Consider the following 21,220-nt stretch of genomic DNA (forward strand, 5'->3'; position numbering starts at 1 on the left):
GTACGCACCACGTACAGGATGCCCTCCAGCGCGGCCCGGTCGTCGGCACGCCTGCGGCCCGGATAGCGGAAACGCCTCGGGCATACCGGGATCAACGGTTCCAGCCGAGCCCACAGCTCGTCGGTCAGGACCTCCTCGCGCACGCCGTGATCTTGGAATGTCCTGTCCCGCAAGCAAAGCCGACACGCCAGCTCATTTTGAACTGATCACTAAACCGCTCCCGCAACTGACATACCGAACGATCGGTCTATCACCGCCTTCTCGATCCGGACTGGGCCGGGCACAGACGGATCGGGCAGGAACGAATTCCACTTCGCGCAGCCCTCGATACCATCGCTGAGAGGGAAGCCGACATCCAGCCTCCACCGGAGGCGCCCACATGAGCCGTTTTGTGAACGACATACGCGACGCTGTCCACCGCGGCGACCTGCCTGAGCGATTCCGTCCCGATGACGTGCGTAAGGCTGCCTCCAAGTCGAGATGGCGCAACGGTTCGGCGTCCGGCATGCCGAAGTCGGTCATCACTGCGGCCACGTCGGTCAGCAGGAGCAGGCGGTCGGCTTTGAGTGCGATCGCGAGCCCGGCCGACGTGAGGTCCTTGTCCACGACGGCCTCGACGCCGCGCAGTTGCCCGTTGTCGACGACCGGCGCTCCCCCGCCTGCGCAGACCACGATCGTGCCGCTGGCCACCAACTGCTCGATGGACTCCTGTTCGACCAGCCGCAGTGGTTCAGGCAACGGGACGACGCGGCGCCAGTGCGGGCCGTCCTCGGCCATGGTCCAGCCGTTCTGTTTGGCGAGCCGGTCGGCCTGGGCGCGGTCGTAGATCCGGCCGATGAACTTCGTCGGGGCTGCGAAGGCTGGATCGGCCGCGTCGACGACGGTCTGGGTGACGACGGCGAGGATGGGTTTGCGGACGCCCGCGTTGCGCAGGGACTGGGCGAGCCAGTAGCCGATCATGCCCTGGGTTTCGGCGCCGAGGGTGTCGAGCGGGTACGGGCGGGTGAGCGACGGGTCGGCCTCGCTTTCCAGGGCGAGCAGGCCGATCTGGGGACCCTTGCCATGGCACACCACGAGTTCGTGTTCCGCGGCCAGCGGCGCGAGGGCTCGCGCCGCTGCTTCGACGTGGTGGAGCTGGACGGAGGCGTCGGCGCGTTCGCCGCGCATCAGCAGGGCGTTGCCTCCGAGTGCGACGACGATGCGCATCAGGAGGCCAGCCCGGCGACGATGACGCCTTGATCGTGTGGAGGCGGTTCTCGGCCTGATCGAAGACGACCGAGGCCGGGGACGAGAACACCTCGTCGGTGACTTCGGCGCCGTCGAGGCCGTACTGGTCGTGGACCCGGCGGCCGACGGTCGTGGTGCGGTCGTGGATGGAGGGCAGGCAGTGCAGGAACGTCGTGTCGGGGTTGCCGGTGGCCTTCATGAGTTCGGCGGTGACGCGGTAGGGCGTCAGCAGAGGCACGCGGGTGTTCCAGGCCTCGGGTGAGTCGCCCATGCTGACCCAGACGTCGGTGTAGATGTAGTCGGCGCCGGCGACGGCCTGTTCGGGGTCGTCGGTGACGAGCACGCGGGCGCCGCTTTCCGCGGCCAGTTCGTGGGCATTGGCGGTCACGTCGGCGGGTGGCTGCAGCTCGGTGGGGGCGGCGATGCGGACGTCCATGCCGAGCAGGCGCCGGTGATGAGTAGCGAGCGGGCGACGTTGTTGTGGCCGTCGCCGACGAAGGCGAACTTGATGTCCTCGATCTGGCCGTTGAAGTGCTCGGTCATGGTGAGGATGTCGGAGAGCATCTGGGTGGGGTGCCAGGAGTCGGTGAGGCCTTCCACACGGGCACGCCCGCGTGGTCGGCCAGCGTCTCGACGGTGTCCTGCGCAAAGCCGTGGAACTCGATGGCGTCGAACATCGGCCGAGCACCTTGGCAATGCCGCCTGTCGATGTCGGATCGGACCGCGTGGCGGATCTGCTCGTCCATGGGCTGGTGGAGTGCGTTCGGCAAGAAACGCCGCAAGAATGGGAAGAAGGCCGGTCCACGACGACCTGGTCCGGCGCGACTTCTCCGCCACGGCGCCGAACCTGCTGTGGCTGGCCGACATCACCGAACACCGCACCGCCGAGGGCAAGCTGTATCTGTGCGTGGTCAAGGAGGTCTATTCCGACCGGATCGTCGGCTACTCCATCGACTTCCGGATGAAGTCCCGCCTCGCCGTCACAGCGCTCAACAACGCGGTCGCCCGCCGCAGTGATGTCGCCGGCCGCGTTCTGCACACCGACCGCGGATCGCAGTTCCGGTCCAGAAAGTTCGTCCGTGCGCTCGCACGCCACGGGCTGGCCGGCTCGATGGGTCGGGTCGGCGCAGCCGGAGACAACGCCGCCATGGAAAGCTTCTTCGCGTTGCTGCAGAACAACGTTCTCAACCGGCGCACCTGGCCCACCCGCGACGAACTCCGGACCGCGATCGTCACCTGGATCGAACGCACCTACCACCGCCGCAGACGCCAAGCCGCTCTCGGCCGGTCGACCCCCATCGAATACGAAGCAATCATGACCACGCCAGCCAGTCAGGCTGCGTGACTACAACTGTCACCTACTCGTGCAGCAGACCTGGGAACGTCAGCTCCTTGAGTTCCGCCAGATCGAGCCGCTGCAGCGGCTCGGCGTCCGACAGGCCGAAGCCCGTCATCACGGTGGGCGCGTCGGCCAGCAGGAGCAGGCGGTCGGCTTTCAGAACGATCGCGAGTTCGGCCGGTGTCAGGTCCTTGTCCACGACCGCTTCGACTCCGTGCAGTCGCCCGTTGTCCAGGACAGGCGCCCGTCCCCTCGGACGCAGACCCGAATCTTTCCCGTCATCGACTTCCCCTCTCGCCCGCCACGGTGGACGGGGAACTGTGCCGACGAGCTGTATCGACGACTTACATTCGCCGGAGTCCCTGTCAGAGGAACCAGGTGTGGAACCCGGACCGGAGCTGCGGCACGTTCATCAGCAGACGGTCATGCCGCTTCGACGAGGACACGACCGGCGCCGATGCGGCGTGCAGGCTTGAACGGGCAGAAAGTCACATCTGAAGAAGTAGCGGCATTGCCAAGAACGCCCACCAATACCTCCAGCTCAGCGCAGCGCAAGCCCTGTCGCCTCATTTCCTGCCAAATGAGGTCCTGTCGTGAGCGTTCCTGCATGTGGAACAGCCACCTAGTCAGCCTGACCCGCCCCCGGTAGGACTTAACTCGAATACGGGAGAGAGGACCACATAGCAAGACCCCGACACAGTGCGACGGGCGCCTTGAATTCGGCGATCAGCCAGCTTCTCAGCTTTGCCGAACAACCCCTTCTCCCAAACCCTCAAGGGGAGCAATTGTGGTGCGCACGGATGTTTCGCACTGAGGGTGACAGCACGCTTTTCGCACCGACCTTGTATCTCATGAGGTGATCAGTGGACAGGCCGCTAATGCGCAAACGTGATTTTCCGATCTTGCTCGACGACCTCCGCTTGCCCGTGAGGTGGGACTGCTGATGGAACTTTCGACTTCGCAGAACCGGACCATGACCGCGACCGCGCAGGTCGCGACAGGATTCGGCCGCGCCCACGCGAAGGCCATCCTGCTCGGTGAACACGCTGTGCTGCACGGCTCCCCCGCGCTGGCTGTACCGGTGCCGCGGCTGGGCGTCACCGCGGTCGCCACCCGGTTCCCCGAGCCGGGCGCCACCTCAGTCCTGCTCGACGGGGCGGTCGGCGCGGTGCCGTATCCCAACGAAGGGCTGCGGCAGGTCGCCGACGCTTTGACCGCGGGTGACGGCGGCTGGCGCATCGAGGTGCTGCTGCGATGCGAGATCCCGGCGGGCCGGGGGCTCGGTTCCAGTGCCGCCTGTGCGCGGGCGGCCGTGCTCGCGCTGGCGGACCTGCTCGGTCGTGAACTCGACGACCGGAAGCTCTACGAGTTGGTGCAGGCCGCAGAGAACGTCGTGCACGGGCGGGCCAGTGGTGTGGACGCGATCACTACGGGCGCCGACTCCCCCTTGCTCTTCGAGAACGGCACCGCCGAGCAGGTGCGCATCGGCTTCGACGGGCTGTTCGTCATCGCGGACAGCGGCGTGGCAGGACAGACCAAGGACGCGGTTCGCCTGGTGCGCAACGCCTTCGAGCAGCGGCCGGGCACGCGCGAACAGTTCGTGGGCACGGTTTCCCGTCTGGTCCGCTCGGCTGTGCGGGACCTCGCGGAGGGCAACGCGGCCGGGTTCGGCAGGTCGATGACCGAATGCCACGCCGCACTGCGCGACATCGGCGTGAGCACCACGTTGATCGACGCGATGGCCGACGCCGCGGTGGCGGCGGGAGCGCTTGGAGCCAAGGTCAGCGGTGGTGGGCTCGGTGGTTGCCTCGTCGCGCTCGTTCAGCGGCCGGAGGAGGCCTGGTGGGTGAGCCAGGCGATGTGCGAAGCCAGTGCGGTGCGGACCTGGACCGTGGGTGCGGGGAGGTTCGGCCGCGATGAGCGCTGAGGTGCAGGCGACCGCGATCGCTCACGTGAACATGGCCCTGGTCAAGTACTGGGGCAAGCGCGACCCGGAGCTGTTCCTGCCGTGGACCAGCAGTCTGTCGATGACCCTCGACGCCTTCTGGACCACCACCACGGTCCGCTTCAGCACCGAGGCGGGTGAGGACCAGGTGAAGCTCGACGGCGCGCCCGTGGCCGGCGAGCAACAGCGGCGCGTCTCCCGTTTCCTCGACCTGGTGCGCTCCCGTGCGGGCCGGACCGGGCGAGCCGTGGTGGACAGCACGAACACTGTGCCGACCGGTGCCGGGCTGGCCTCGTCGTCCAGCGCCTTCGCCGCGCTGGCGCTGGCGACGTCGTCGGCCTGCGGGCTCTCCCTGGACCCGGCCGCGTTGTCGCGGCTGGCCCGGCGGGGATCGGGGTCGGCGTCACGGTCGATCTTCGGTGGTTTCGCGCTGTGGCGCGCGGGCCACGACGACGAGAGCTCCTACGCCGAACCGGTGCCGGCCAAGGAGGACCCGCAGTTCGACCCGGTGATGGTGGTCGCATTGGTCGACACCGGCCACAAGACAGTCACCAGCAGGGACGCGATGCGGCGCACCGTCGAGACCTCCCCGCTGTTCCGGCCGTGGGCCGACTCGGCCGCGGCGGATCTCAAGGAGATGCAGGACGCCGTGGCGCGCGGCGATCTCGATACGATCGGTGAGGTCGCCGAGCGCAACGCGCTGGGAATGCACGCCACCATGCTGGCGGCACGTCCGGCGGTGCGGTACTTCACTCCGAATACAGTCGCGGTGCTCGACGCGGTGCTGGAACTGCGGCGGGCCGGGGTATCCGCCTACTACACGATGGACGCCGGGCCGAACGTCAAGATCCTCTGCCACCGCGCGAACGCCGACGTCGTCGCCGCAGCCGTCGACGCGGCGGTGGGGTGCCCGACCGCGGTGGCCGGTGCCGGTCCCGCCGCCCGGCTGGTGGTGCGGCCGTGACCGCCGTGCGGAGTGCTCCGGGCAAGCTGTTCGTCGCCGGTGAGTACGCGGTGCTGGAGCCGGGTTCGCCCGCCGTGCTGGCCGCGGTCGATCGGGAGATCACCGTCGGCGCCACCTCCGCCGACGACGACCTGGTGATCGACTCGGACATCGCGGACCAGTCACTGCGGTTGTCGCGCCAGGACAACGGATTCCCGGCGAACACCGGCATGCCGCACGTGGTATCGGCGGTCGAGACGGTGGGTGAACTGCTGGCCGAGTACGGGCGGTCGTTACCCGGAGTCAAGCTGTCGATCCACAGTGGACTGCACCACGCCGGTGTGAAGATCGGCCTCGGCTCCAGCGGCGCGGTCACGGTGGCGACGATCGACGCACTGCTCGCGTTCTGCGGGATGTCGCTCACCACCGAGGATCGCTTCCGGCTGGCGCTGCTGGCATCCGTCCGGCTCGACGCGCGCACTTCCGGTGGTGATCTCGCGGCGAGCACCTGGGGTGGCTGGATGGTCTACCAGGCGCCCGATCGCACCGCGGTGGCCGATCTCAGCCGCCGCAAGGGTGTCAGGGCGGCGCTCGAAGCCCCGTGGCCGGGGTTCGCGGTCCGCCGGTTGCCCGCTCCGCGAGGGCTCGCGGTCGAGGTCGGCTGGACCGGGAATCCCGCGTCCACTTCGGACCGTGTCGGCAGCGGCTCCGTACAGGACTGGCGCGGCAGCCAGGCGTACCGCGAGTTCGTACGCCGCAGCGGTGCCTGCGTCGACGCGCTGGTGGACGCGCTGGAAGCGGATGACGATCGCATGGTGCTCAAGGAGATCCGCCGCGCGCGGCGCCTGCTGGCCACCGTCGACGACCAGGGCGCCCTCGGCATCTTCACCGACGAGCTGACCGCCATGTGCGACGCGGCCGAGGCCGTGGGCGGAGCCGCCAAACCGTCCGGCGCGGGTGGCGGCGACTGCGGAATCGCGCTGCTGGAACCAGATCAAGGCGTCCTCGACCGCGTGCGGGCCCGCTGGCTCGCCGCGGGGGTGGTGCCACTGCCGATCAAGCTGTACGAACCGGAGAGGACTCACGCAGGTGATCGCTGACCGCAAGAATGACCACGTCCGGCTCGCCGTCGAACAGCACCGGCCCGGTGGTGGCAACGAGTTCGACGACGTCACGTTCATCCACCACGCGCTAGCCGGGATCGACCGCGAGGACGTGTCGCTGACCACCCGGTTCGCCGGCGTCGAGTGGAACACCCCTCTCTACATCAACGCTATGACCGGAGGCAGCACCAAAACCGGTGACATCAACCGGGATCTGGCCATCGCCGCGCGGGAGACCGGAGTCGCCATTGCGAGCGGGTCCATGAGCGCCTACCTCAAGGACCCGGCCAGCGCGCCCACCTTCCGGGTGCTGCGCGACGAGAACCCGGACGGGTTCGTCATGGCCAACATCAACGCGAACGCGTCCGTGGCGCACGCTCGGCAGGCGGTCGACCTGCTGGCCGCCGACGCGTTGCAGATCCACCTCAACACCGTTCAGGAAATCGTGATGCCGGAAGGCGATCGATCGTTCGCGGCGTGGGGGCCGCGGATCGAGGAGATCGTCGCGAGCGTCGGCGTACCGGTGTTCGTCAAGGAAGTCGGCTTCGGGCTCAGCCGGGAGACCGTGCTGTGCCTGCGCAAGCTGGGCGTCACAGTCGCCGACGTGGGCGGCCGCGGTGGCACGAACTTCGCGCGTATCGAGAACAGCAGGCGCGCGGGCGGTGACTACGCCCACGTCGGCGACTGGGGTCAGTCCACTCCGGCCTGTCTGCTGGACGCTTCCGACGTCGGGTTGCCGCTGTTCGGTTCCGGCGGTGTGCGGCATCCCCTCGACGTGGTGCGCGGTCTGGCGCTCGGCGCGAGTGCGGTCGGAGTCGCCGGCACGTTCCTCAAGACGGTACTCGACGGCGGCCCCGACGCGCTGATCGCCCAGATCACCGCGTGGCTCGACCAGATCAAGTCGATCATGACCGTGCTCGGCGCGCGGACGCCCGCCGATCTTTCCCGGTGCGAGGTGCGCATCCGCGGCGAGCTGCGCGACTTCTGCGCCGATCGCGGCATCGACGTCCATCGCTTCGCGCGTCCCTTCCCCACCGTGCCGTAGGAACAGGAGAACCAGAATCATGATTGAAGAGCACGCGATCGCCGGCGTTCCGATGCGGTGGGTGGGACCTCTGCGCATCACCGGCAACGTCGTCAACGAAGAGCTCGAAGTTCCGCTCGCCACCTACGAGTCACCGCTGTGGCCGTCGGTCGGACGAGGCGCCAAGATGTCCCGGCTGGTGCCGGACGGCATCATCGCGACGCTCGTCGACGAGCGGATGACCCGCTCCGTCCTGGTGGAGGCCGCTGACGCACAGACCGCGCTCACCACGGCGCGGCAGATCGAAGCGCGGTTCGTAGAACTGCAGGACGTGGTGCGAACCTGCAGCCGCTTCGCCAACCTGGTCGCCGTCCGGCACGAGATCACGGCCAATCTGTTGTTCATCCGGTTCGAGTTCACCACCGGCGACGCCTCCGGGCACAACATGGCCACGCTGGCAGCCGACCGCCTGCTGTCGCACCTGCTCGACACCACGCCCGGCATCAGCTACGGCTCGATCTCGGCGAACTACTGCACCGACAAGAAGGCGACCGCCATCAACGGCATCCTCGGCCGGGGCAAGAACGTGGTCACGGAGCTGACGGTGCCGCGTGAGGTGGTGCGGGACCGGCTGCACACCACCGCCGCGAAGGTCGCCGAGCTGAACGTGCGCAAGAACCTCGTTGGCACGCTGCTCGCGGGCGGCATCCGGTCGGCGAACGCGCACTACGCGAACATGCTGCAGGGCTTCTACCTGGCGACCGGGCAGGACGCGGCCAACATCGTCGAGGGTTCGCAGGGCATCACCCTGGCCGAGGACCGCGACGGCGACCTCTACTTCTCCTGCACCATCCCGAACCTCATCGTCGGAAGCGTGGGCAACGGCAAGGATTTGCCGTTCGTGGAGACCAACATGACCCGGCTGGGCTGCCGGGTCGAGCGCGAGCCCGGTGAGAACGCGCGCAGGCTCGCCGTCTTCGCCGCGGCGACCGTGCTGTGCGGCGAGCTCTCGCTCATGGCCGCGCAGACGAACCCCGGCGAGCTGATGCGCGCCCACGTCCACATGGAACGTTCCACCGAGAAGATCGGGAGCCAGTCGTGAACACGAACACCACCATCGGCATTCATGACCTGTCCTTCGCCACAGGGGAGTTCGTGCTCCCGCACACCGAGCTCGCCGCGCACACCGGTGTCGAGATCGGCAAGTACCACGTCGGTATCGGCCAGCGCTCGATGAGCATCCCCGCCGCGGACGAGGACATCGTCACCATGGCGGCTGCCGCCGCGGCACCGATCGTGGAGCGATGGGGTGCGGATCGGATCCGGACGGTGGTCTTCGCCACCGAGACGCCGATCGACCAGTCCAAGGCCGCGGGCATCTACGTCCACTCGCTGCTGAACCTGCAGCCGTCCACCAGGGTCGTCGAGCTGAAACAGGCCTGCTACGGCGGCACGGCGGGACTGCAGTTCGCGTTGGGCCTGGTTCAGCGCGATCCCTCGCAGCAGGTCCTCGTGATCGCCGGCGACGTGTCGCGGTACGAGCTCGACAGCCCCGGCGAGGCCACGCAGGGTGCCGCGGCGGTGGCCATGCTCGTCGGCGCGGACCCCGCGCTGATCCGCATCGACCCGCCGTCCGGTCTGCACACCGCCGACGTCATGGACTTCTGGCGGCCCAACTATCTCAGCACCGCGCTGGTCAACGGTCAGGAATCCATCGCCGCCTACCTGCAGGCGGTGGAGGGTGTCTGGAAGGACTACACGGAGCAGGGCGGCCGGACGCTGAGCGAGTTCAGCGCGTTCTGCTACCACCAGCCGTTCACGAAGATGGCCTACAAGGCGCACCGGCACCTGTTCAACACCACGGGCCACGACCTCGACGAGGACCAGATGTCGGAGATGCTCCGGCGGACGACCGCGTACAACGAGGTGCTCGGCAACTCGTACACGGCCTCGATGTACGTGGCGCTCGCCTCCTTGCTCGACCACTCGAGCGACCTCACCGACCAGCTGATCGGCTTCGTCAGCTACGGATCTGGTTGCGTCGCCGAGTTCTTCGGCGGCATCGTCGTGCCGGGCTACCTGGAGCATCTGCGCACCGACGCCCACCGCGCGATCGTCCACCGGCGGCAGCCGATCGGCCACGGCACCTACCGCGAGTTGCACGAGCGGTCGCTGCCGCAGGACGGCGGGCACCACCTGACTCCGAAGCAGACCACCGGCCCGTTCCGCCTCGCCGGCCTGTCCGGGCACAAGCGCCTCTACGAGACCAGCTGACCACCGCCCGCCCTCCCCACCTCGCCAAGAAAGGCGGGAACACCATGCGCCAGCCCATCGGCATCATCGGGACCGGTAGCTACCTGCCTGTCCACTCGGTCAGCAACACCGAGGTCGCCGCGGAGGCCGGCGTCACCGACGAGTGGATCACGCGCAAGACCAGGATCCGCTCCCGGCGCCGCGCGGCTCCGCACGAGGCGACGTCGGACCTGGCCGCGGCTGCCGCCCGAGCCGCGCTCGTCCAGGCGGGCATCACCGCCGACCAGGTGTCCTACCTCGTCGTGGCGACATCCACACCGGACCACCCGCAGCCCGCCACCGCGAGCATCGTCCAGCACCTGATCGGTGCGACCAACGCGGCGGCGTTCGACGTGAACTCCGTCTGCAGTGGCTTCGTCTTCGCGCTGTCCGTCGCGAACGGACTGCTGCACGACCAGCCTCACGGGTACGCGCTCGTCATCGGCGCGGACGTCTACTCGCGCATCCTCGACCGCTCGGACCGCAAGACCGCGATTCTGTTCGGTGACGGGGCGGGTGCCGTGCTGCTGGGTCCGGTGGCGGCGGGTCAGGGCCTGCTGGGCACCCGGCTCACCACGAGAGGAGACCAGCACGAGCTGATCGGTGTCCCCGCCGGAGGCAGCAGGACACCGGCGTCGGCGGCCACCGTCGCCAACGGGCAGCACTACTTCACGATGAACGGACGTGCGGTGCGCAGCTTCGTCGACGCCAGTCTGAGCAGCGAGGTCGAGGCGCTGCTGCGGGACACGTCGGTCGCGGCACAGGACGTCCAGCACTTCGTGCCGCACCAGGCGAACGGCACCATGCTCAGCGACGTGTGGCCCAAGCTCGGGCTGGACGGCGCCACGTGTCACGTCAAGCTGGAGCACTACGGCAACACCGGCGCCGCCTCCATCCCGATCACCCTGGACCTCGTGCACCGCAAGAGGTTGCTCGCGGAGAACGACCTCGTGCTGCTGTGCGGGTTCGGCGGCGGCATGTCCATCGGCTCGTCGTTGCTCTCGTGGCCCCCCACCCGGTACGCCAGGAGCGCCGCGGTGTTCACGCCGGAGCGCGACAAGGTCGGCGCGACCGCGTTCGCCGGATTGCACTGAACCGCCGCGCGGCGGCGACTGCCTTGCCCTGCGGCCGCCGTCGCGGTCCTCACAGTCAGGTCTCTACATGCGCGGGATCCTGTCCCACTGGGCGGAACCGCCTCGGTGCGCGGTTCCCGTTCGTCGAGCTAGCGTGGTCAACGTCCTCTTCGGACGAACGGCCGCCGAGCCGGCAACTGTGCGCGAAAGGTCAGAATCTGAACATGATCAGGGCAGCGACCAGGACGATCCTGGCAGTGACACTGGCGGCATCGGCTTTCGTGGCATTCGAATCCGCCGCGCTCGCCGCTGAGCACGTCCATACCTACTCCACGCAAGCGGAGTGCGAGCGGGAAGCGCGGATCTACAACACCCAGGTGCCCAGCAACGGTTACCACTACTACTGCGCGAAACGTGATGCGGGAGGGTTCAACCTCTGGCGTTACCGGATCTGACCGTCATCAGCTCGCAACGCCTTGGTGCCGCGTCGGCCGGGCAACACCCTGCTCCAGCCGACGCGTCGCCGAGTTGCCGCCACAGGTGACGCCAGGGGCACCCTCGCTGCGCCGCGCTTGAATGGCGCGAAAAGCACGTTCGCGCCATCTATCAGCACCAACGTCCCGTTCGCGCCATACCAAAGCAACCAACCGCCCGCCCTTGAGGTTTCACGCATTGGCGTTGAACGCAGCAAGGCCTCGGCATCGGCCCTGACGAGCAGCCTCAGCGCGGGCTCGACGTACGCCCGCGTCTCCTCAGCGAGCCCGCCGTCCTCGTTCCGTGCACCGGTGACCATCGCGGCGGCTCACTGCTCGTCGCCTACGCGATGAGGGTGGGAGTCATCTGATGGCACGACGATCATCGGCGTGTCCGAAGTGGATGGTCGGACGAATACGCGGACCGGGTGCTCATTCCGAAGGCTGGAACGAGTAAATTGCCGAACACCACACAGTGGCGCAGCCTCGGCACATGCTCACTTCAGCAACGGTGGCGCAGGACATCCCGGTCGCACCAGGGCGCAGGCCACTGGTGGGGCATCTCCTCCAGTTCATCAAGCATCCGATGGCCTACCTGGAAGAAGTCCGCTCCGCAGGTGACCTCGTGAAGTTCTACGCGGGTCCCACGCCGATGTTGATCGTCAACTCGCCGGAGCTGTTGCGGCAGCTGCTCGTGACGGATGCCAAGAGCTACCACAAGGGCACGATCTTCGAGCGCGCGAAGTTCGCCTTCGGCCAGGGTCTGCTGACCTCGGAGGAAGATTTCCACCTGAGGCAGCGGCGCATGCTCCAGCCCGCGCGTTCCGGACCGAGTCGCTGAGCCGCTGGCTCGGCGTGATGGTGCGGTCGGCGCACAGCCGGGCGGACTCCTGGCAGGAGGACGAGACCCTCGACTTCCTGCGCGAGATGAACGAGATGACGTTGTCGATCACGATCGACACGCTGATGCGCACCGAGCTCTCGCAGGACGCACGCGACCAGGTGCTCCGGGCCACGCCTGCCGTTCTCCAGGGTCTGCTCACCGAGGTGATGTACCCGACCTGGATGCCGAAGTGGGTACCGCTGCCGGGACACCGGACCTTCCACCGGGGTTCGCGGGAGTTGCGCGACGTCTTCCAGCACGTGATCGCCTCCTACCGCGCGACCGACGGTGGTGAAGGTGACGACATCTTCTCCTTGATGTGCCGTGCCAACGACGAGGAGACGAACTACCGGATGGACGACGAGCAGGTGAAGGACGAGGCGGTCTCGTTCCCGCTCGCCTCCACCGAGACGACGGCGTCGGCGCTGGCGTGGGCCTGCTACCGGCTGGCGAAGGACCCCGTGCTGCAGCAGCGGGTGCGTGACGAGGCGTTCGCCGTCCTCGGTGACCGCGACGTGGAGATGGCGGACTTCAACCAGCTCACCTTCACCGACCAGGTGATCAGCGAGGCTCTCCGCCTGTACGCCCCGGCGTGGGTCGTCATGCGACGCGCGATCGTGGACACGCACCTCGGGCCGTATCACGTGCCCAAGGGCACCGAGATCATCTTCGCTCCGACCGCGATGCACCGCGATCCCGACCTGTACAAGGACCCGTTGAACTTCAACCCCGACCGATGGCACAACGTGCGGCCGTCCGCGTTGAAGGAGGCCTACCTCCCGTTCGGCGCCGGCCGGCGCAAGTGCATCGGTGACGGATTCGCGCGCTTCGAGATGACCACGGCGATCACGACGTTCGTGCGGAAGCTGCATCTGGAGCTCGCCGAGGACGCGAACGTGGAGACGAAGCTGTTCGCCAACCTCCAGCCCCGCGGGTTGAAGATGCGCGTGCGCGCACTCGTGCCGGCATGACGCGGGCCACCGACCCTGTCCCAGCGGAACCCGAGTCGTGGAGGCGTTCAGTGATCAGCACGCAGGCACCAGATCTCTGGTGCCCTTACCCGGTTCGGCTCAACGCACACGTCTCGCTCGACGAGGTCGAGGAGCAACTGCTGACCTGGGCTGACGACGCGGGGCTGCTCGACGATCCCACCGTGCGCGAGCGGTTCGTCGCCGCCGCGTTCGGTGAGTGCGCGGCCTACGTCTACCCCGACGCACCGGATCTGCTGCCCTACGCGAAGTGGCTGGCGTGGTTGTTCGTCGCGGACGACGAGTTCGACGAGAACCGCACCCCGGAGGATGGCGGCATCGACGGCGGCGTGCTGCCGCTGCTGCCGCTGGACCTCGACACCCCCACCACTCCGCGGACCGCCGTCACGAGGGCGCTCGCCGAGTTGTGGCGGGAACTCGCCGAGCCGATGCCCGCGTCGTTGCGGATGAGGTTCCGCGAGCACGCGGAGGAGTACGCGCGTTCGTACGCCACCGATGCGGCGAGAGCCAGGGACGGTCGCGCACCCGACCTCGGCGCGTACGTGGCGCTGCGGCGGCGCAGCGGTGCGGTGGAGACCTGCGTCGACCTGATCGAACGCATGCCGCACGCCCGGCACACCGACATCACCTCCGACGTCGAGGCGTTGCGGCTGGCGGCGAACGACGTCGTCTGCTGGAGCAACGACGTGCTGTCCGTGCACAAGGAGGTCCGGCACGGCGAGATGACCAACCTCGTGGCGGTGCTGCACAACGCCACCGGGATGAGCTGGTCCGGCGCACTCAACGCGGCGGCGGAGATGGTCAGCGCGCGCACCGTCGAGTTCGACGACCTCCGGCGCAAGCTGACGAGGCCAGGCGCCGCGCCGGAGCTCGTCACGTTCGTCAACGGGCTCAAGTGGTGGATCTCCGGCAGCCTGCACTGGCACCTCCGGTCCCACCGCTACCGCGAGCCCACGCTGCTGACCGGGTGACCTCGACGACATGCTCCTTAGTGGACTTTCCGCGTGAGACTCGGTCCAATGCGACCCATGACGCTCACGCGGTGGCGCGGAGCTGCCTGGCCAGAAAGCCGAGCAGGACCTCGGCGAAGCGTTCCGGCGCTCAGAAGAACGGGAAGTGCGAGCCACCGACGACGAGCGTCGGCACCGCGATGCCCGGCAGGACGTCCCGCCAGTCCTGCTGCACGTGGTCGAGCAGGAGCTTCGCTCCCCACGGCAGCGCCATGAGCAGGTTCCGCTCGTACAGCCAGTCGAGGTCCGCCGCGGGAAGATCCTTGCTCAGCATGCCTTCCAGGAACGCCCGGCGAACCGCGGCGGCGTTGTCCCCGACCAGGGAGGACACGAAGTCCCCCACGTCCGAGTGGTTCAGGATCACCCCGGCGTCACGACTGTCGGCGGCGATGAACCACGGCGCCGCAGCGCACGCGGCAGGCTCGTCCACGAACACCAGCGAGCGCACGCGGGCCGATCCGTACAGCTCCAGGCAGGACCAGAGCACCGACGCACCCATCGAATGCCCCAGCAGGTGCGCCGTGGCGACGCCGAGGTGCGTGAGCAGCTGGTCCAGATCCGCCGCCAGCGCACTCACCCGGTAACCGCCCTCGGAACGTCCCGACCGACCGTGGTTGCGCAGGTCGAAGGTGATCACACGGTGCTCCGGTACGAGGTGCGGCAGCAACCGGTCGAAGGTCGCCTGTGACTACGACCAGCCGTGCAGCAGCACGAGAGGAACACCCTCACCGCCGCTTCGTGAAACGCGAGTGCACAACCGTCACGAGTTGTCATGGTCCTGAGCACGGTCTCCGCGCCCCCTTTCCCGAGGACCGCGCAGCCGTGGCCCGACACTTCTCCACACATAGCGTCACAATCGCGCCGCGTGCGTGCCGGAACTTGGAACGCGCCGGTGGAGGCAGCGACGTGCTCTGGTTAGCGTCGCGATCCAGTGCACCGGTTGACGGGCTCCACGTTGTGACGCCGTTGCGCGACGAGCTGACCAACTGCGAGGAGACGCGACGTGCGGCGACCACAGGCGGAGCACCGAACCCGGTCCCATCCGCTGCTGGACGACGAACACGGCACGGACCGGCGTTTCGCCGGAAGCCTGCGGAACTTCCCCGTGGTGCTGGTGCTCTACCTCGCGGTGGTCGACCTGGCCGGTGTGCTGGCGGTCGCGGGAAACCTGACCGCGGGCTTGCCGATCTCCCGCGACGAGTGGCTGCGGTTCGGGATCCTCTGTGCCGCCGCTCAGATCCAGCAGGCGTCGTCGCTCAGGCGGCGCCGACGGCGCACCCACGGTCGCGGGTCCGCTGACATGAGCGGCGTGTTCCTCATCCCCGCCGCGATGCTGCTGCCACCGGTGCTGGCGATCTCTCTGATCCTCGCTGTCCGCGGCGTGCGACAGCTCGTCGTGCGCAAGCCCTTGTTCCTGTTCACGTTCAGCACCGCGTCGGTCGTGCTGGCGGCTTGCGCGGCGCACGCGGTGTTCCGCACCGTGTCCGGCTCGACGACCCCGGCGGAAGCGGGAGTCCAGATCGCGTTGGTGTTGAGCGGCCTGGTGTACATCGGTCAGCAGGTGGTGACGACCGCCGGCGCGGTCGTGCTGTCCGCTCCGGCGTCGCGGCCACCGCTGCACACCATCCTCGGCGACCGCGACGGGTTGGTCCATGTCACCACCGGCGTCGGACTGGGTGTGGTGCTGACCGCCACGGCCGCGCCGCCGTTCATGGTGATACTCACGCTCGCTCTCGTGCTGGCGCACGGACATCTGGTCGGCGAGGTCGAGATCGGCAGGCACGACGGCGGCACCGGTCTCGCCACCAAAGCGCGCTGGACGGAACTCGCGGAGAACCGTATCGCCGATGCCCGCGCGCAGGGCACGCGGCCGACCGTGCTCGTCATCGACCTGGACCACTTCAAGCAGGTCAACGACACGTACGGGCACATGGCCGGTGATGCCCTGCTGCAGGAAGTCGCCGACGTGCTCAGGAAAGTCGTGCGCTCGGAGGATCCGGTCGGGCGGTTCGGCGGTGAGGAGTTCGTCGTGCTGCTCGGTGACGGCGAGCACGCGGGCGTCGTCGCGGAGCGAACCCGCGCGGAGATCGCCAGAATCGAGGTGCTGTGCGACGGCGGACCGGGAAAGCTACCCGTGTTCGTCGCCGGCCGCACCGCGTCGGTCGGTGTCGCCATGGCGCCCGCGGAGCGGGAGGTCTCGCTGGGGGAACTGATGCGGGCCGCCGATCACGCTCTCTACGCGGCGAAGAAGGCAGGCCGGAACCGCGTGACGCACGCTCCCGAGGCGCGATGGCCGACCACCTCCGCCACCGACCGCTGGCGGTTGCGGGCCGACGCGCTCGACCTCGAGCCCAGCTCCGGCATGACCGTCCACATCAGATGATCACTTCCGGCGGGAAGCAGGAATCCTCGCGCCTTCCGGGCCGCCGCCGGCTGTGACGCTGGTCGGTTTTCCCAGCAGGAAACGATTTTCCGTTCCGGCCGTCGGCACGAATCGTCCGGCGGCAGCTGTCCCGTTCGATGGGACGTGATGGTGGGCACCACACGTCACCGCGTCTAGCTTTGTGGTGTGTTCTTCCCCATTTCACCAGGAGATTGTCATGAACGCCATGGACGCACCCGCGCACGACGACCAGCTGACTGACGACGACTTTCCCACCCTGTGCAGCATTCCGCTGCGCCATTGCTGGACCGACGAAAGCGGCCTGTTCGAACCGGTGATCGTGCGCGGCACGGACTGAGCAACGCCCGGGATCTCCGAACGCGCGGCCCGCAGAGGAGTACCGAATGAGCCGGTTGACCGACCTGCTGCTCGCCACCGCTCGCACCAGCGAGACCGGAATGGTGACGGGCGAACCGCACACACCGCGCCGGCGAACGTGGGCCGAAGTGCACACCAGAGCGCGCAGTGTCGCCGCCACACTGACCAGCAGCGGTCTGCGTCCGGGAGCGGCGGTAGCCGTGCTCGCGGTCGAACCCGATCTGGTCGCGGCATCCGTGCAGGGTGCGTGGCTGGTCGGAGCCAGCGTCACCGTGCTGCACCAGCCCACGCCGCGCACGAACCTCAGCACGTGGGTGCAGGACACCCTCGCGGCGCTGGAGCTCGTCCGGGCCGACGTGGTGCTGCTCGGCGCCACCTTCGGCGCCGCGGCACTGGCGCTGGAAGACTGCGGAGTCACAAGTCTCCGCCTCACCGATCTCGTCACCGGCACGGCGAGCGACCTGCTGCTGCCCGCCGCGGCCAAGGAGAGCTCGACCGCGCTGCTGCAGCTGACGAGCGGCACCACGGCGGCGCCGAAGGCGGTGCGGATCACGCACGGCACCCTGCTCAACAGCGTCCTGGCACTGAGCCGTCGACTGCGTCTCACGCCCGGTGAGGACGTGCTGGAGTCGTGGCTTCCGCTCTTCCACCACCTGGGTCTGGCCGGATCCCTGGTCCTGCCCATGGTGCTCGGACTCGAACTGGTCGAGGTGACGCCGGCCGACTTCCTGGCGACCCCCCTGCTGTGGCCCCGGTTGCTGCACGACTACGGCGGCACGGTCACGAGCGCGCCCGACTGCGCGTTCGCCCTGCTGGCCGAGCACCTGGCCGAGGTGCCGGACTCCTCCGGGTTCGACCTCTCCCGGCTGCGGATCGCGCTCAACAGCGGCGAGCCCGTGGACGAGCACACCACCGAGAACCTGATCGCCGCGGGCACCAGGTTCGGGCTGAACCCCGACAGCGTCCAGGCCGCGTACAGCCTCACCGAGGCATCGCTCGTGGTGAGCGCGAGCCCGGCGCGAGGAGTGACCGTCGACCTGGTGGACCCGGAGCAGCTGGAGTACGCGAACGCGGCCACGACGAGTGACCCCGATGCGTTGGAGGCGAGGCGTTTGACGCGACTGGGGCCTCCGCTGCCCGGACTGGAGGTGCGCGCTGTCGGCACCGACGGCACCACGCTCGCCGCCCGTGAGGTGGGCGAGCTGGAGGTGCGCGGCCCTGTGGTGGCGGCAGGCTATCTCGACCACAACGGCACCACCTCGGCACTGGACGACGACGGGTGGCTGCGCACGGGCGACATCGGCTATCTCGCTGAAGGCGACGTCGTCGTCTGCGGCCGCGCCAACGACGTGATCACGGTGGGCGGCCGCCGCCTCTACCCCACCGGCATCGAGCAGGCCGTCGGCGCGATCTGCGGGGTGCGCGCAGGCAATGCGGTCGCCGTGCGGCACCTGAACGCCGCCAACCGCGAAAGCCTCGCCGTCGTCGTCGAATCCGCACACGTCACCGACCACGCGCTGACAGCCCGGCTGTCGCGGGAAATCGCCGCCCAGGTCGCCAGGATGACGGGAGTGCGACCGATCGCGGTGCGGGTGCTCAGCCCCGGCAGTCTCCCCAAGACGTCCTCGTGCAAGCTGCGCCGCGGCCTTGCGCGCTACCTGGCCGAGCACTGACCGGCACCGGTGCGCCACAAAGCGGATGTACTTGCCTCTACCCGGGAAATCACCTGGAGCAGCTGCGCGTGAGCGGCGAGGAAGCGGTGTGAGCCGACGGTACGGGAGGAACGAATGCCCTTCGGGCCACCCGCGGCGCTGACCGGTTTCGTGGGACGCAGGACCGAGCTCGGCGCGGTCCGCCGGGCTCTCCACGCGAGCCGGCTGGTGACCCTCACCGGCTCCGGCGGAGCGGGCAAGACCCGGCTCGCCGTCCGCGCCGCGCAGCTGCTGCAGAGCGGGTTTCGCGACGGTGCCGCGTTCGTGGCGCTGGACGGGCTGGTGGATCCCGGCCTCGACCTGCTGCTGGAGACGATGAGCCGGTCGCTCGGCCTCTCGCAGTCCTCCGGTGACCTGATAGACGTGGTGCTGGACTACCTGTCCGACCGCGAGGTGCTCGTGGTCGTCGACAGCTGCGAACACCTGCTGGACCTGTGCCTGCCCGTCGTGGAGAAGCTGCTCGCGAACTCACCGGGAGTGCACGTCCTCGCCACCAGCAGACAGGTGCTCGGCTCACCACGGGAGCACGTGGTGCGGGTGGAACCGCTCCCCACGCCGGAGGTGTCGACGTTCGAGCACGCGAGGTCGCTGGACGTCGTGCGGCTGTTCGAACAGCGGGCCTCCGAATCCGTACGTGATTTCGCGGTCACCACCGACAACTGGGAACAGGTGCTGGACGTCTGCGTCCGGCTGGACGGTCTTCCGCTCGCGCTCGAACTGGCCGCGCGCTGGCTGCGGACGCTCTCGCTGACCGAGCTGGCGGCCCACCTCGCGGGTTCCGCCGATCTGCTGTCGCAAGGCGGCCACGGTGCGGGTGAGCGGCAGCGCACGCTGACCGCGGCCATCGGCTGGAGCTACGACCTGCTGTCGCCGGCCGAACGAGCGCTGTGGACGCGGATATCGTACTTCGCGGGTGCACCGGACCTGGCCGCCGTCCGGGCGGTGTGCGGCGATCTCGGCGACGTCCCGCTCGACGTCCTGCTGAACCGGCTCGTCGACACGTCGGTCGTCCGCGGCGAGGCCCGCGACGGCGTGGTGCGGTACCACATGCTCGGCCTCGTTCGTCAGTTCGGACGGGAGAAGTTGCGCTCCGCCGGGGAGTACGACGACATCGCCGCGCGGCACCTGCGGTACTACGTGGAGTTCGCGAACCGGCACGAAACCGCCTGGACCGACGGGGACGACCAGGCCGCGGTGTACGCGCGGCTGGTGCGCGAACACGAGGACGTGCAGAACGCGCTCGCACATGCGTTCCGGCCGCGTGCCGCCGCCGCGCTGACCGCCGATGGCCTGCGGCTGGTTTCGCACCTCTACTTCTACTGGGCACACTGCGGCCATGTCGCGGCCGGGCGTCGCTGGGCGGCCTCGGCGCTGTCGGCCATCAGCGAGCCCTCCTACCACCGCGCCCGCGCTCGATGGCTCGTCGCGCACACCGCGTGCGTCACGAGCGATGTGGAGACGGCGACGCGTGAGGCTGACGCTGTGCTGAAGTGGGCGGTGCAGAACAAGAACGCGGACATGGCCGGCTTCGCGCACATGGCACACAGTCTCGTCGCTCTGGTCGACAACGACCCGCAGCGCACGATGGAGATGTGCCAGCTGTCCGCGGCGTCGTTCGAGCGGGCGGGCAATCGCAGCCAGGAGTCCGTCAGTCGTGCCGTGGTCGCGATTTCGACGGCCTACACGGGTGATCTCGACACCGCGGTCGCGCGGGGTCGTGCCGTGCTCGAGCTGTGCGAACGGCGCGGCCAGCGGTGGACGAAGTCGATCGTCTACTACGGACTGGCGCTCACCGCGCTGTTCGGAGGTGACTACAGCATGGCGCGCAGGACGTCCTGCGCCGGCCTCCGCAACGCGAAGACCTTCAACAACGTGGTCGCGGCCCGCCTGCACATCGACCTGCTGGCATGGATCGCCGCGGCCGCCGGGGACCACCGCGCCGCGGCCCAGCTGCTCGGCACGGCGCACCGGCTGCGTCCGATCATGAACACCGGGTCGCTGCAGACGTCCCCGACCTGGTCAGTGCCGAGGTCCGAGTGCGCGCGCAAGACGCTCGACGCACTTGGTGACCAGGAGTTCCACCAGGAGTTCGACCACGGCGCCGCGTACGGCGAGAGCCTCGGCCAGGCCATCGACTTCATCCTCGACCACCGGCGCTCGACGGCGCGCGTGCAGGCGCGGGGAGCACGACTCACCCCCCGGGAGGCCGAGGTCGCGCAGCTCATCGCGCAAGGGTTGAACAACAGGGAAATCGCCGCCACGCTGGTGATCTCCCAACGCACCGCCGAAACGCACGTGACCCGGATCCTCGGGAAGCTCAACGCGATTTCCCGGGCGCAGGTCGCGGACTGGGTCGCCGCGCAGCGCGAGGACTGAACAGCGCAGGACCTCGCCCGTCGTCCCCGGCGGGCACGACCAGGTCAGTGAGAACCCACTGCGCCAGCAG

20 protein-coding genes and 2 pseudogenes are annotated in these 21,220 nt (G+C 68.7%); 16 read left to right on the forward strand and 6 right to left on the reverse strand.

The window, feature by feature from the left end:
- The 4 genes and pseudogenes from ABFX45_RS37740 to ABFX45_RS37750 form a co-directional block, all read right to left on the reverse strand.
- On the reverse strand, nt 1-143 hold a 143-nt coding region (locus ABFX45_RS37740; RefSeq protein WP_346135535.1), incomplete at its 3' end, for a transposase.
- A 49-nt stretch (nt 144-192) separates the two neighbouring features.
- Nucleotides 193-1,206, reverse strand: a complete 1,014-nt coding sequence (locus ABFX45_RS37745) for an amino acid kinase family protein (RefSeq protein WP_346135429.1) — start codon at nt 1,204-1,206, stop codon at nt 193-195.
- Nucleotides 1,207-1,291: 85 nt separating this feature from the next.
- A pseudogene (locus ABFX45_RS46635) lies at nt 1,292-1,663 on the reverse strand (Rossmann-fold NAD(P)-binding domain-containing protein); the annotation flags it as partial.
- Nucleotides 1,612-1,827 (reverse strand): hypothetical protein, encoded by a 216-nt coding sequence (locus tag ABFX45_RS37750; RefSeq protein WP_346135539.1) that lies wholly within the window; start codon nt 1,825-1,827, stop codon nt 1,612-1,614. The gene ABFX45_RS37750 and the pseudogene ABFX45_RS46635, both read right to left, overlap by 52 nt.
- A 129-nt stretch (nt 1,828-1,956) precedes the next feature.
- On the opposite strand from ABFX45_RS37750, the pseudogene ABFX45_RS37755 reads away from it, so the two are divergent.
- Nucleotides 1,957-2,572: pseudogene (locus ABFX45_RS37755) on the forward strand (IS3 family transposase); the annotation flags it as partial.
- A gap of 13 nt (nt 2,573-2,585) precedes the next feature.
- Here ABFX45_RS37755 and ABFX45_RS46640 read toward each other — a convergent pair.
- On the reverse strand, nt 2,586-2,765 hold the full coding sequence (locus ABFX45_RS46640; protein WP_428834277.1) for an amino acid kinase family protein: 180 nt from the start codon (nt 2,763-2,765) through the stop codon (nt 2,586-2,588).
- 744 nt (nt 2,766-3,509) lie between these two features.
- On the opposite strand from ABFX45_RS46640, the gene mvk reads away from it, so the two are divergent.
- The 11 genes from mvk (at nt 3,510) to ABFX45_RS37815 (ending at nt 14,262) form a co-directional block, all read left to right on the forward strand.
- The gene (gene mvk / locus ABFX45_RS37765) at nt 3,510-4,493 is read left to right on the forward strand and encodes a mevalonate kinase (protein ID WP_346135431.1); all 984 of its coding nucleotides are present in this window, start codon (nt 3,510-3,512) and stop codon (nt 4,491-4,493) included.
- Nucleotides 4,483-5,475, forward strand: a complete 993-nt coding sequence (mvaD, locus tag ABFX45_RS37770; RefSeq protein ID WP_346135433.1) for a diphosphomevalonate decarboxylase — start codon at nt 4,483-4,485, stop codon at nt 5,473-5,475. The genes mvk and mvaD overlap by 11 nt, the downstream gene beginning before the upstream one ends.
- Nucleotides 5,472-6,554, forward strand: a complete 1,083-nt coding sequence (locus tag ABFX45_RS37775; RefSeq protein WP_346135435.1) for a phosphomevalonate kinase — start codon at nt 5,472-5,474, stop codon at nt 6,552-6,554. Before mvaD ends, ABFX45_RS37775 begins: the two co-directional genes overlap by 4 nt.
- Nucleotides 6,544-7,602, forward strand: a complete 1,059-nt coding sequence (fni, locus tag ABFX45_RS37780) for a type 2 isopentenyl-diphosphate Delta-isomerase (protein WP_346135437.1) — start codon at nt 6,544-6,546, stop codon at nt 7,600-7,602. The genes ABFX45_RS37775 and fni overlap by 11 nt, the downstream gene beginning before the upstream one ends.
- 19 nt (nt 7,603-7,621) lie before the next feature.
- Entirely contained in the window at nt 7,622-8,683 is a 1,062-nt protein-coding gene (locus tag ABFX45_RS37785; protein WP_346135439.1) for a hypothetical protein, read from the forward strand.
- Complete coding sequence (locus tag ABFX45_RS37790) at nt 8,680-9,855, forward strand: hydroxymethylglutaryl-CoA synthase (protein WP_346135441.1); 1,176 nt, start codon at nt 8,680-8,682, stop codon at nt 9,853-9,855. The genes ABFX45_RS37785 and ABFX45_RS37790 overlap by 4 nt, the downstream gene beginning before the upstream one ends.
- 44 nt (nt 9,856-9,899) lie before the next feature.
- Nucleotides 9,900-10,967, forward strand: coding sequence for a 3-oxoacyl-ACP synthase III family protein (locus ABFX45_RS37795; protein WP_346135443.1), 1,068 nt, complete (start codon nt 9,900-9,902; stop codon nt 10,965-10,967).
- Between the two features lie 203 nt (nt 10,968-11,170).
- On the forward strand, nt 11,171-11,401 hold the full coding sequence (locus ABFX45_RS37800) for a hypothetical protein (protein ID WP_346135445.1): 231 nt from the start codon (nt 11,171-11,173) through the stop codon (nt 11,399-11,401).
- Nucleotides 11,402-11,912: 511 nt separating this feature from the next.
- On the forward strand, nt 11,913-12,260 hold the full coding sequence (locus tag ABFX45_RS37805) for a cytochrome P450 (RefSeq protein ID WP_346135447.1): 348 nt from the start codon (nt 11,913-11,915) through the stop codon (nt 12,258-12,260).
- 17 nt (nt 12,261-12,277) lie between these two features.
- A complete protein-coding gene (locus ABFX45_RS37810; RefSeq protein ID WP_346135449.1) occupies nt 12,278-13,273 on the forward strand; it encodes a cytochrome P450 in 996 nt (331 codons plus the stop codon).
- 50 nt (nt 13,274-13,323) lie between these two features.
- The gene (locus ABFX45_RS37815; RefSeq protein ID WP_346135451.1) at nt 13,324-14,262 is read left to right on the forward strand and encodes a terpene synthase family protein; all 939 of its coding nucleotides are present in this window, start codon (nt 13,324-13,326) and stop codon (nt 14,260-14,262) included.
- A gap of 130 nt (nt 14,263-14,392) precedes the next feature.
- On the opposite strand, the gene ABFX45_RS37820 is transcribed toward ABFX45_RS37815, so the two are convergent.
- Nucleotides 14,393-14,968 (reverse strand): alpha/beta fold hydrolase, encoded by a 576-nt coding sequence (locus tag ABFX45_RS37820; protein ID WP_346135453.1) that lies wholly within the window; start codon nt 14,966-14,968, stop codon nt 14,393-14,395.
- Between the two features lie 336 nt (nt 14,969-15,304).
- On the opposite strand from ABFX45_RS37820, the gene ABFX45_RS37825 reads away from it, so the two are divergent.
- The 4 genes from ABFX45_RS37825 (at nt 15,305) to ABFX45_RS37840 (ending at nt 21,150) form a co-directional block, all read left to right on the forward strand.
- Entirely contained in the window at nt 15,305-16,684 is a 1,380-nt protein-coding gene (locus ABFX45_RS37825; RefSeq protein WP_346135455.1) for a GGDEF domain-containing protein, read from the forward strand.
- Between the two features lie 217 nt (nt 16,685-16,901).
- Entirely contained in the window at nt 16,902-17,042 is a 141-nt protein-coding gene (locus tag ABFX45_RS37830; protein ID WP_346135457.1) for a hypothetical protein, read from the forward strand.
- Nucleotides 17,043-17,088: 46 nt separating this feature from the next.
- Nucleotides 17,089-18,735: a long-chain-fatty-acid--CoA ligase gene (locus ABFX45_RS37835; protein WP_346135459.1), complete on the forward strand. Its 1,647-nt coding sequence runs from the start codon at nt 17,089-17,091 to the stop codon at nt 18,733-18,735.
- Nucleotides 18,736-18,849: 114 nt separating this feature from the next.
- Complete coding sequence (locus ABFX45_RS37840; RefSeq protein ID WP_346135461.1) at nt 18,850-21,150, forward strand: ATP-binding protein; 2,301 nt, start codon at nt 18,850-18,852, stop codon at nt 21,148-21,150.
- The last annotated feature ends 70 nt before the right edge of the window (nt 21,151-21,220 follow it).

Source organism: Lentzea roselyniae (genome assembly GCF_039537795.1).
GTDB lineage: Bacteria > Actinomycetota > Actinomycetes > Mycobacteriales > Pseudonocardiaceae > Lentzea > Lentzea atacamensis.